Genomic DNA, 12008 nt, shown 5'->3' with positions numbered 1-12008 from the left:
GGTATTTTGCCTGTTCTATATTTTTCTTGTCTAAACGTAATTAGATTTACATCAAGCTATTAACAAGGTGATATCGAGCTATAATTTTTTTGAAACGCGATCGCGTTTATATTTTTAACTTATGAGTCATCCTTCTTGCCTCACGATCCTGCTAATTGATGATTGCACTGAAGATCGGGAAGCATATCGTCGCTTTTTGGAGCAAGACAGCCTGTATACCTACCGCTTTTTGGAATTTGAGACGGGAACGCCAGCGCTGAAATGGTGTCAACAGGAGATACCAGATATCATTTTGCTGAATTTTTTGTTACCCGATGGTGATGGGCTGAAATTTATTCAGCAGTTTCGGGAATGCCATAGCAATACCCAAACTGCTGTGATTATGCTGACAGGAGAAGGGCATGAAATTACTGGTGTCCGTGGCAGGAAAAGTGGTGTACAAGATTATCTCGTTAAAAAGAAACTCACATCTGAAGTTCTTCAAGGTGCAATTCATCATGCCATTGAACGGATGGATTTGGCTCGACAGTTAGAACAAAGTTGGGAACAACAACAACTGATTGCTGCGATCGCCTTACGGATTCGTCAGTCTCTCAAACTAGAAGAGATTCTGCCTACTATAGCAACAGAAGTGCGACAGTTTTTGAGAGTAGACCGAGTACTTGTTTTTCAATTTCAGCCGGATATGAGCGGCACAATTAAGGCGGAGTCAGTGCTTCCAGGTTGGACTGTGGCTTTGGGGCAGCAGATTTTGGACACCTGCTTTCAAAAGGGAGCCGGAAGTGACTATCGCCAAGGGAAAAAACGAGCAATCGACGATATTCATCAGGCTGGTTTAACGAATTGTCATTTGCAGCTTCTAGAACAATTTGAAGTCAAAGCCAATCTGGTAGTACCCATTTTGGTCAAAGAGCAATTATGGGGATTATTAATTGCTCACCAATGTAGCGCGCCTCGTCATTGGCAATCAGTAGAACTAGATTTGTTGGATCAACTAGCGGTGCAAATAGCGATCGCCATTCAACAGGGAAGTGCATATCAGCAATTACAGGCAGAACTGGCAGAACGCCAACGGACAGAAGCAGCCCTAAAAGCTAGCGAAGAGAAACTCAAGCTTACCCTGAGTTTTGCTGGTATTGGCTATTGGGAATGGAACCCAATCACCCATCAAATATTTGCTAGTGAGAATGCAATTCGCTGTTTTGGTTCCGATCTGAGTGATGTGAACTGGACTTATGAAAAGTGGCTCAATCAACTACATCCAGAGGATCGGGAATGGGTTGAGCCGCAACTGAGGCAGGCGATCGCCACCCAAACCGATTATGCTGTGGAATACCGAGTTGTCTGGCAAGATGGCAGCATTCATTGGGTATCGGCAAAAGGACGGGGAGTTTACGACGCAACAGGACAACTATTGCGAATGCTGGGCGTGCTAATAGATATCACAGAACGCAAGCTCTCAGAGGAAGAGCAGCGGCGTGCCCAAATGCTGCAAATTGAATTACGTCTTCTGGAGCAAATTCTCGAAGTAGTCCTAGCAGGTTACTGGGACTGGGATATTCCCGGCAATCAGGAGTACTTGAGCTTAACCTTCAAGCAGATGTTAGGCTACGAAGATCGTGAATTGCCAAATACACCAGAGATCTGGCAACACCTGATTTTTCTCGAAGATTTACCGGGTGTTCTGGAACTTTTTGAACAACACGTCCAAAGTCGCGGACAAATCCCCTTTTACAATGAGGTGAGATATCGACATAAAAATGGTTCTACCGTTTGGGTCATTTGTTCCGGTCGCATCATTGCGTGGGATCGAGACGGCAATCCCTTGCGGATGATTGGTTGCCATATTAACATTACACAGCGCAAACAGGCAGAAGCTCAATTGTTAGCGATCGCTAATTTGCAGCAAGCCATTTTAGATGGTACTGACTATGCGATTATTTCTAATAACTCAAATGGCATCCAAACCTTCAACGCAGCTGCTCAGAAAATGTTGGGTTACACAGCAGATGAAGTTGTTCGGCAAATAAGTCCAACTACATTTCACGACCCGGAAGAACTCAACCAACGCGCAGCAGAACTCTCGTTGGAATTGGGTAGGGAAATTGCACCTGGTAGGGAATTTTTTACTATCGTCACTCAAGACGGAAGCACCTATGAAAACGAATGGACTTACATTCGTAAAGATGGCTCGCGGTTCCCTGTATTTTTGTCGGTGAAAATCCTCCAGGATCTAGAAGGACACAATATCGGTTTTCTAGGTATTGCCAAAGATATTACCCAGCAAAAACAAATAGAGACAGCCCTTCGAGACAGCGAACTCCGTTATGCACATCTGGCAGAAGCGGCTCCTGTAGCTATTTTCCGGCTGGATGCCTTTGGTAACTGCATCTATGCTAACGATCGCTGGAGTGAGATGACTGGTAGACCAACACAGGCAGCATTGGGGATGGGGTGGATACAGGCTTTGCACCCAGAAGACGCCGAGCGTTTGGGGAGAGAATGGTCTCTAAAATTTGACCAAGGACATGTTGACCCAAGGGAATTCTATCAGAGTGAGGGCAGGCATCTACGCCCAGATGGCAGTATCAACTGGTTTTATGTCCAAGTGCTACCCGAAATTAACACCAACGACACCATTATTGGCTACATCGGCACACTGACAGATATCAGCGATCGTAAACTTGCTGAAGAACAGTTGCATCACCTCTCCGAACGGCTAGCCATAGCCATTCGCTCTGGAGGATTTGGTATTTGGGAATATGATTTCGTCCAAGCAAGGCAGATTTGGGACGATCGAATGTACGAACTGTATGGAGTGAGCAAAACTGATTTTAACGGTTCTTTTGATGCTTGGTTTAACTGCCTACACCCGGAAGATCGCCCTTATCTGCTGGAAACTATGGAGCAAGTTATACAAGGAAATCAAGAATATAATGTCGAGTTCCGCATCATTCAATCAAGTGGAGAAATTCGTTTTCTCAAAGGCTACGGTATTCTCAAACGTGACCAGCAGGGTGAACCTGTACGGATGATTGGGGTTAACTATGATATCAGCGATCGCAAACAAGCCGAAGAGGAACTGATCCACAACAGAGATTTACGAGAAGCAATTTTTAACGAATCTGCCGATGCCATCTTTCTAGTCGATCCGCAAACCCTGCTCACCCTAGATTGCAATCGGCGAGCAGTAGAAATGTTTGAGGCAGTTGACAAAGCTGAATTAGTCAATATCAATGGGCAGACACTCCAACTGCGTCCATTCACTACCAGCGAAACAGATGCGATCGTCAGAGCTATGCAGTCAAAAGGTGTCTGGAGCCTAGAGATTGAATATGTGACTCTTCAGGGTAAAATTTTCTGGGGAAACATTGCAGCCAAGCCCATTACTGTAGCCGGACGTACTATGCATCTAGTCCGGATCACTGATATCAGCGAACGGAAACAGGCACAAGAGGCATTGGCGAAATATGCCCATGAGGTCGAAGATTTGTACAATAATGCTCCCTGTGGCTACCATTCCCTCGACAGCGAAGGCCGATTGCTTAAGGTCAACGAGACTGAACTGCAATGGTTGGGTTATACCCGTGAAGAAATGATTGGCCAAACCCTGGTAAATTTTTTCACTCAAGCCAGTCGCTTGTCCTTCGCGCAAAACTATCCTCACTTCAAAAAGCAGGGTTCGTTGAAGAATTTGGAACTTGACATGGTTTGTAAAGATGGCACAGTTTTCCCAGTGCTGGTAAGCGCTACTGCTGTCAAGGATGCTCTGGGTAACTATCTATACAGCCGCACCACCCTATTTGATATCCGCGAACAGCAAGCTGCACTACGTGAACGCAAACAAACCGCGCAAGAACTGGAAGAATCACGTAAAATGCTGCAAACGGTACTAGATACATTTCCGCAACGTGTTTTCTGGAAAGACCGCCAATCGCGGTTTATTGGTTGCAATCCAGCATTTATCCGCCATTTTCAACTGACAACCGATGACATTATCGGCAAGACCGATTTTGAATTACCTTGGGCAAAGTTAGCACACCTCTACTGTGCAGACGATATGATGGTGATGAACACCCGAACACCTAAACTAGGCTATGAAGAGCCATTTGAAGGGGCTAATGGCGAACAACTCTGGCTACGAACTAATAAAGTTCCCCTGACCAATAGCGCAGGAGAGGTGATTGGCATACTAGTATCTCACGAAGATATCACAGAACGCAAACAAGCCGAAGCACAATTACGGCAAACGAATGAGCAGCTTGCTAACGCAAATATGGAACTTGCCCGCGCCACTCGCCTCAAAGATGAATTTCTCGCAAACATGAGCCATGAACTGCGAACACCTCTCAATGCGATTTTGGGTATGTCAGAAGGCTTGCAAGAAAGTGTATTTGGCTCCATTAATGAAAGACAAGTAAAAGCGATCGCCACTATTGAGCGCAGTGGCAGACATTTGCTAGAACTAATCAACGACATTCTAGACTTGTCTAAAATCGAATCAGGCAAACTGGAACTGCAACTAAGTGATGTTTCTGTCCAGAACCTCTGTGATATCAGCCTTGCCTTTGTCAAACAGATGGCTTTGAAAAAAAAAATTCGTCTTATTACTCATATTTCTGACAATATTTACAGCATCCAAGTAGACGATCGCCGCCTGCGTCAAGTACTGATCAACCTGCTAAGTAACGCTGTCAAGTTTACGCCAGAACGGGGATCTATAACGTTAGAAGTCCGGCTGGAAGGGGCGGGGGAGCAGGGGAGCAGGGGGGCAGGGGAGGCAGGGGGAGCAGGGGAAGTAAATTCTTCCTTGTCTTCCTTGTCTTCCTCATCTTCCCCAAATCTCTGCTTTCATATCACTGACACCGGCATTGGTATTGCCCCTGAAGAAATTGGCAAGCTGTTTCAGCCTTTTATCCAGCTTGACAGCAGCCTTAACCGCCAGTACAGTGGCACTGGTCTAGGTTTGGCACTGGTAAAAAAGATTATTACCCTACATGGAGGAACAGTCTTAGTTAGCAGTGAAGTTGGCAAGGGAAGTTGTTTTACCGTCCGTATTCCCTACCATACCAGCGATCATGTTCTCAGGACGCAGGTAACGACTCCATTACCCAGCTATCCTTTACTTGCTGAAAATGCTCAAGTTTTGATTATCGAAGATTCTGTGGCGGCAGCCGATCAGATTACTCGTTACTTCAGCGAGATGGGAATGCAATCTAGCATTTATCCCCAAGGTGAAGGAGCCGTAGAAGAAGTGCTGCGAGTTCAACCTGCTGTAATCATTCTCGATCTGCAACTACCGAATCTATCGGGTTGGGAGGTGCTAAATCAACTCAAGACCAATCCAAAAACCAAAGATATTCCAACGATCATCATTTCAGTGGTGGATGAGCATAGTAAAGGGCTGGCTCAGGGAGCGTTTGAATATCTGGTCAAACCCATTAACCGCGCTCAACTTCAGGCAACTATAGAGAAACTACAACATCCTACCCGTTCTGACTCGCCAAATCTAATTGTAGTGCCAGAAGTCTTTCTGGACACTCCTTTGATTTTGCTGGCAGAAGATAATCAACCAAATATTGATACGATGTCCGCTTATCTTGAAAGTCGAGGGTATCATTTCATTTTGGCGAACAATGGACAGCAAGCTATTGAGCTTGTGAGAGTTAAATGCCCCGACTTAATTGTGATGGACATTCAAATGCCGGGAATGGATGGCTTGGAAGCAATCCGCCACATCCGCAACGATCAACAATTTGCGCATATTCCGATAATTGCACTAACGGCGTTAGCTATGCCCGGCGATCGCGAAACTTGTTTCGCGGCTGGAGCTAACGAATATTTGACCAAACCCGTAAAACTGAAACACCTTGTAACCACAATTCAACAATTTTTAGGTAGGTAGCGGAAATTCTCAATGGATAGTCAACCCTCTATTTTAGTGATCGATGATGAACCCGATAACTTTGACGTTGTTGAAACCTTGCTCGATGGTGAAAACTACCAGCTATACTACGCTCCTAGTGGTCAACAAGCTCTCAATCGCCTCGATACTTTTCAGCCCGATCTGATTTTATTAGATGTGATGATGCCCGATCTCGATGGGATGGAAGTCTGCCAACGCATCAAAGCCGATCCACAATGGCAAGCAGTGCCGATCATTATCGTGACAGCATTAACTGATAAAGAAGATTTGGCTCGATGTCTGGCAGCGGGTGCAGATGACTTCATTAGTAAACCCGTCAATGGTGTGGAATTACGAGCCAGAGTTCATTCCATGTTGCGGATTAAGCAGCAATACGACAGGATGCAAGTATTGCTCAAACTGCAAGAAGACATGGTAAATATGATTGTGCACGATTTGCGAAATCCACTTACCAGTATTGTCTTAGGCACAGAGATTCTGCGGTTGCCAAATTTATCACCTGAACAACAGCAAGGAAAAGTCGATCAAATTTTACGTGCTGCACAACAACTACAATCATTGATTGATAGCTTGCTGATCATGGCAAAGCTGGAATCTGGGAAAATGGTTCTCAATTATACAGAAGTAGACCTTTATACGCTGTGTATGTCAGCATTGGCAGATATTGAGGCGATCGCTAATCAAAAGAACCTGACCCTGATACCTGAACTACCCGAACCTGGTGGCATTGTTGCAGTAGATGTAGTTGTTTTTCGTCGAGTGTTGGATAATTTGCTCTCCAATGCCATTAAGTTCTCCCCATCCAAGTCTCAAGTGACTCTACGGGGAGAGTATTTAGCAGCAGGTGGTGCAAAAGTGCAAGTCGCTGATTCTGGTTCGGGAGTAAGTTTGGAGTTACGACAAATTATTTTCGAGAAGTACGAAGTTGGCACTCCGATGCCAGAAGTTTCGCAAATTGGTTTAGGATTGGCTTTTTGCAAAATGGCGATCGAGGCGCATTCTGGTACAATTACCATCGAAGATAATTATCCAAATGGTAGTATCTTCACTGTACTAATCAAAAATGAATAATTAACTCTCAAGTTACTGCATTTAAGAATTACAGTATGCCCGGTCTGCTAATGTCATATCTAGCACGAAGGGATTATCATTACCTTGAAATCTAGCGATCGCCCGATTCCGTTCTATTTCAGTAGTATCAGGTAAGTCTTGCTGATTCCATTTACACAAAGTTTGACGCTGATTCTGAAAATAATTTGAGTCCACTGTCTCAGCCTGCTGTCGATAAATCGTGTAAAAGTAGAAAATTGCCCTGGCTATATCACCTTTTACTTTCTCTCTAGGCTCAAATTTAGAAGATGCTAATTCGCTAAACTCATCGATTCCACTATTAGGAATTGTAGATTGAACAGTATCATTTCGATACCATTTCTTAGTAGTTGTATCGGCTATATCGTCGAAAGGTTTATTGCCTCGCTCACTATTAATATTTGCTCGTGCAGGAAATAGATGATGAAGGTCACTTCTGGCATTACCTTTGTCAGCCCCTTTACTTTGCGGCCAAACATGTTCAGTATTCAGTCCTAGTTTGTCAGCTTCCTGACTAGGATCGCCATTACCAATTAAACGAATTGGATAACTGGCATAAATGTCTGTCACAATACCTGCTTGATTATCAATAACTCCAAACATTTCGTCTCTTGCGCGATCGTAATTCAAAGTTTTGCTTGGCGTATACTTCTTAGCTAGTTCGTCAACTAAAGCAACTTTGGATAGTTGAGGCAAGATAATCGCAGAATCACTTACAGGAGTCGGAATGGGTTGGACAACGGGAGGAATGGTGTCAGAGGTGGACTGGTTAACAGGTAATGTAAACGCTGCAATTACAGGATCATGGTCGCTGACAGGCCTATTAAAGCCAACGTTTACATGCACAATGTCAATTTCGGGTTGAGCAACACTAGAAAGATTTTTACTGACTAACAAATGGTCAATAAGTTGAGGATTTCCCTTGAATTTAAAACTAAAGCGATCGCTTTGAGGTAAACGCTCCGTCAGATTTTCCAGAATGTTACCCTTCAAGGCTTTCAGAGTTAGGGAATCTGGTAAATCGTTTAAATCACCCAATACAATTACTTTGGCTTGCGGGTCAGCTTGTAGTAGTTGCGTGACGAATTCATTCACGATTTCGGCTTGTTTCACTCGTTTAACATCGCCGGGAGAACCTCCAAGCTTGGAAACAAAGTGATTAGCAATGATAAATAGTTTTTGATCGTTAAAAATAAATTCTGCTACAAGTGGCTTACGGCTTTCATCGAAAGCAGCATTCGTGGGGTCAATCCGACCTGGATTCAGCGATAAATCAACACCATTTGAACCTTGAGTAATAGTCACAGCATCTAATGAACCGCCTTTTTGGGGCGCTTTTGCTAGAGTTATTCGGCTGGGTTGAAACAAGAAACCGACACGAATATTGCCTCCAGGTTCTCCACCATCTGCATCGTCACTGGGCGGAATATCAACAAAGTCGTATGCTGGACTATCGATGTTTTTGAGCGCAGCAATCAGTTTTTGGTAAGTCTGATTTGCATTCATAACGTTATCATTGGTTGGGCCGTTGTTATCCTGAACTTCAATTAAACTAATGACATCTGGTGCGTTCAAATTATTGCCAATAATTTTGGCAATATTATCAAAGCGCCGATCTTTCGGGTCTAAATTCTCGACATTAAAAGTTGCAACAGTCAATACATCCTGTGAATTTTGCAGAGATGTAGTTTCACGTTGTGCAACTACAGGTAAAGGAGTTGGCAATTGAGCTATTGAACTAGCTTGCAGTGGACTAATCCATCCAAAGAAGATAAAAACAATACTAAGTAGTAGCAATTTGATTAATGTCATTCTCTCTTCTCATGAAGGTACTTTCAAGATTAGTCTTCTTCTTAATACAGTTCAGTTAAGAAAAGTTTTAGATTGGGTAAAATTTGCAATCTCTTGGGAAAAACTTTCATATACTCATCAATAAGTCAGAACTATTTCCGAAAAAATCTCGTCCAAGAATTAAGTTATACTGCAAAGATTTCAGGGATGATGAGCAACACCAAGATAGTATATGTATGTTTATTTCTCTTTGTGATGATTGTCTTGTTTAATATGCTAACAAAGCAGATTCAGACAAATTCTTTACCCGTAGCTGAACAGCAAGCAATCAGAGTTTTATTTATTGGCAACAGTTATACCTATTTCAACGATCTTCCTTGGTTGACACAACAGCTAGCTGCCTCGGCGAAAGAAACTAAAAAGTTAGAAACTGAAATGGTTGTGATTGGTGGAGCTACACTCAAAAACCACTGGAAACGTGGTGAAGCACTCAGACTATTGAAAGCGAAACGCTGGGATTACGTGGTACTGCAAGAGCAAAGTACTTTACCAATTACTAATCCCCAGGAAATGTATAAGTTCGCTACTCTGTTTGATGCCGAAATTAAACGAGTAAATTCCCAAACAGTCTTTTACTTGACTTGGGCAAAGCAAAATCAACCAGAAACGCAACAGATATTGACTGATGCTTACATGAACATTGCTAAAGAACTGAAAGCTAAAGTTGCACCTGTGGGAATAGCTTGGCAAAAAATTCAGGAAGCAAATCTCAAATTAAACCTTTACAGTTCCGATCAAAGCCACCCTAGTTCAATTGGCTCATTTGTCGCAGCGTGTGTATTCTATACAACATTTTACGATAATAGTCCTGTAGGCTTGAGTCGTCGTATATATAGTAGCGATTCTAGTACTCCACAACAAAGCAACAGAATTGAGTTGGAAAGTTTAAGTGAAACAGATGCCCAAATGATTCAACAATTAGTTGAGTATATCGTCAGAAAGATATAAAAACAGCCTGTTGTATAGTTAAAAGGATAAGAGAAAGTTTTTAGGCTGCATTCAGACTTTTCACTTTGAAATCAACTTGGCTTTAGATAACTTAGTGAAGCTAGTACCGCAAGGCAAAATTAAAAATTAAAAATGAATACAGCATAAGGGTTTCGTTGATTTGGAATGATTGGTTTATTTGCGCCGTGTTGTACTAGTGTAATCTAGCATCATTACCACGTTAGTTTTTTGGGGTAGGTGGGTAGTATAAATTACCTAAAAACTAATTTGGTATATAGCAATGTTCAAGACTAAATTATCGGAATCCCGTACTTGGGGGGAACTTAATACCTCAAAGTTCATGGATCGCCATATTGGGGCGATCGCAGCTTTAATTTTAATTAGCTTACTGAGTTCATTGAGTGGAACACCATTTGAACATACCATCTCTAACGCCTGGGAAGCCTTTGTGTGGGGATTAGCAGATCCAGTAATTAGTTTAAATTGTTTAGTTGGTATTGTTGCGATTGGTTTACTCTCATCTGTGTTTGCTCGTGGCGCTGCGATCGCTGGATGTTTTATCTTCGCAACAGTTTTGGGCATTGTAATGCATCTATACCAGCTAAATTTACCAGGCACAGAAATAGCCATTGCTATTTCTACCATCGTTTTTGGTACTATGCTGATGATGCCAAATCAACTAAACTTTCTAGTGCTTGCGCTAATGGGCATCAGCGCTGGTTTATTTCAGGGTTACGCGAATGCTGAATCTATTACTGGGGCAGAAATGATATCAGTAGCTGCCTATATACTAGGTATTACCTTAACTCTGTTGGCAGTTGCCATGAGTGCTAGAGAAATTGGTGTTGGGATGGGTATGAGAGAATTAAACCGAATTTTACCCTGGAAAATCAGCCTTGCTGGCTTCGCTTTGTGTGCGATCGGCATTGTGTTTTTGAGCAATTCGCTTATTTAAATCAGATATTTCAATTCAGTGGAATACATTCATTCGTGGGGGCGTACACCTAGCTGTACGCCCCCACTGCGTTTTTAGATTGGACAGGCAAGCGTTCTGGTGAATAAGTTGATGCACCTCTGCGCTAATCTAGAGGCTATATATAAATAAAAAGTTATGACACCTGAAGAAATTGCGGGTACGCTAACAGAATTATTTGGCACATCGGCAGTTGGTACGCTCGCTCCTGGCGAGTGGCAAATAGACACTTCTAATTTTCGGCTATTGGTGCTGCTTTCCGAAGATAATACTTGGCTGCGAGTTTTACTGCCTATTGTGCCCATCCAAGAAGCCAAACCATTTTTAGAACAGTTCCTAGAAGCCAACTTTGATGACACTCAAGAAGTACGTTACGCTTTGTATGAAGGGGTAATTTGGGGGGTCTTTCAACATAATAGTGGTACTTTAGTGAGTGCAGATTTGTCCAATGCAATCAATCGACTTGTATCTCTCCATCAGGCTGGATTAGATAATGTCTTTAATCGATTAATTGAAAGCCGCATCCGGCAAATTATTCAGGCAGCAAAACAGCAAGGACAATCTCTGCAAGCTACCATGCAAAGCTTAGAACGCTTTTACGCCGAAGGAATGATGGGCGAAATTAATCAAACTTCACAAGGGCGAGAAGAAGCCCTAACTGCTTGGCGGCGTCAGTTAGAACGTTTATGGAATGAGGGTTAATTTCAATTTTTCAGTTTTCCTATTAAACCAATTTACGGATATATTTATCTATCATGGATATCATTGAAATCCTCAAAGAAGACTATCAAAGATTCCCAGTGAATCAAACTTACAGCATTTATGCTCCAGAGGTTTATTTTCAAGACCCGCTGAATAAATTTCGGGGTGTTAAACGTTACAAAGTAATGATTAATTTTATCCAAACTTGGTTTTTAAATCCCAAGATGGACTTACATAATATTCAACGTTTAGGAGACACAATAAAAACTGAGTGGACACTCAGTTGGAATACTCCTCTACCCTGGAAACCACGGATCTCTATTCCTGGTTGGAGTGAATTAGGTCTTAACTCTGATGGTTTGATTGTCTCCCATATTGATTATTGGAACTGTTCACGCCTAGATGTGGTGAAGCAGCATTTTTTCTCTTGAAAAAATTAATAATTGATATATCTGAACAGATGATTGTTACTATTACACTAAACGTAAGAGCAAAAGCCATTAATCATTATGAATGAGA

Annotated in this window: 7 protein-coding genes; 6 read left to right on the top strand and 1 reads right to left on the bottom strand. The window is 42.5% G+C overall.

All coding sequences use genetic code 11. The features are described from left to right. Window positions 1-121 precede the first annotated feature (121 nt). Window positions 122-5905 (top strand): PAS domain S-box protein, encoded by a 5784-nt coding sequence (locus HWQ43_RS19795; RefSeq protein WP_292737204.1) that lies wholly within the window; start codon window positions 122-124, stop codon window positions 5903-5905. A gap of 12 nt (window positions 5906-5917) precedes the next feature. Next, on the top strand, window positions 5918-6997 hold the full coding sequence (locus HWQ43_RS19790; protein WP_292737202.1) for a hybrid sensor histidine kinase/response regulator: 1080 nt from the start codon (window positions 5918-5920) through the stop codon (window positions 6995-6997). A 21-nt stretch (window positions 6998-7018) separates the two neighbouring features. Here the strand turns inward: HWQ43_RS19790 and HWQ43_RS19785 are convergent, their stop codons facing one another. Further along, complete coding sequence (locus HWQ43_RS19785; RefSeq protein ID WP_292737200.1) at window positions 7019-8827, bottom strand: endonuclease; 1809 nt, start codon at window positions 8825-8827, stop codon at window positions 7019-7021. Window positions 8828-9079: 252 nt separating this feature from the next. Here HWQ43_RS19785 and HWQ43_RS19780 point away from each other — a divergent pair, with 252 nt between their 5' ends. The 4 genes from HWQ43_RS19780 to HWQ43_RS19765 all read left to right on the top strand — a co-directional run bounded on the left by HWQ43_RS19780 (window position 9080) and on the right by HWQ43_RS19765 (window position 11920). Further along, window positions 9080-9814 carry an SGNH/GDSL hydrolase family protein gene (locus tag HWQ43_RS19780; protein WP_292737198.1) on the top strand — a complete coding sequence of 245 codons (735 nt, stop codon included), beginning with the start codon at window positions 9080-9082 and terminating at the stop codon, window positions 9812-9814. Window positions 9815-10094: 280 nt separating this feature from the next. Then, window positions 10095-10769 carry a HupE/UreJ family protein gene (locus HWQ43_RS19775; RefSeq protein ID WP_292737196.1) on the top strand — a complete coding sequence of 225 codons (675 nt, stop codon included), beginning with the start codon at window positions 10095-10097 and terminating at the stop codon, window positions 10767-10769. A gap of 156 nt (window positions 10770-10925) precedes the next feature. Continuing rightward, a complete protein-coding gene (locus HWQ43_RS19770; RefSeq protein WP_292737194.1) occupies window positions 10926-11489 on the top strand; it encodes a hypothetical protein in 564 nt (187 codons plus the stop codon). Window positions 11490-11542: 53 nt separating this feature from the next. After that, a complete protein-coding gene (locus HWQ43_RS19765; protein WP_292737192.1) occupies window positions 11543-11920 on the top strand; it encodes a DUF2358 domain-containing protein in 378 nt (125 codons plus the stop codon). The last annotated feature ends 88 nt before the right edge of the window (window positions 11921-12008 follow it).

It is taken from the genome of Nostoc sp. JL31, from assembly GCF_017114965.1.
Classification (GTDB): domain Bacteria; phylum Cyanobacteriota; class Cyanobacteriia; order Cyanobacteriales; family Nostocaceae; genus Nostoc; species Nostoc punctiforme_A.
Note: the sequence above shows the minus strand (reverse complement) of the source record. Positions and strands in the feature narration are given on the sequence as shown.

What these genes read in the sequence shown, in the direction of transcription:
- HWQ43_RS19795 (WP_292737204.1), top strand. Translation starts at nt 122, where the DNA reads ATGAGTCATCCTTCTTGCCTCACGATCCTGCTAATTGATGATTGCACT.
- HWQ43_RS19790 (WP_292737202.1), top strand. Translation starts at nt 5,918, where the DNA reads ATGGATAGTCAACCCTCTATTTTAGTGATCGATGATGAACCCGATAAC.
- HWQ43_RS19785 (WP_292737200.1), bottom strand. Translation starts at nt 8,827, where the DNA reads ATGACATTAATCAAATTGCTACTACTTAGTATTGTTTTTATCTTCTTT.
- HWQ43_RS19780 (WP_292737198.1), top strand. Translation starts at nt 9,080, where the DNA reads ATGCTAACAAAGCAGATTCAGACAAATTCTTTACCCGTAGCTGAACAG.
- HWQ43_RS19775 (WP_292737196.1), top strand. Translation starts at nt 10,095, where the DNA reads ATGTTCAAGACTAAATTATCGGAATCCCGTACTTGGGGGGAACTTAAT.
- HWQ43_RS19770 (WP_292737194.1), top strand. Translation starts at nt 10,926, where the DNA reads ATGACACCTGAAGAAATTGCGGGTACGCTAACAGAATTATTTGGCACA.
- HWQ43_RS19765 (WP_292737192.1), top strand. Translation starts at nt 11,543, where the DNA reads ATGGATATCATTGAAATCCTCAAAGAAGACTATCAAAGATTCCCAGTG.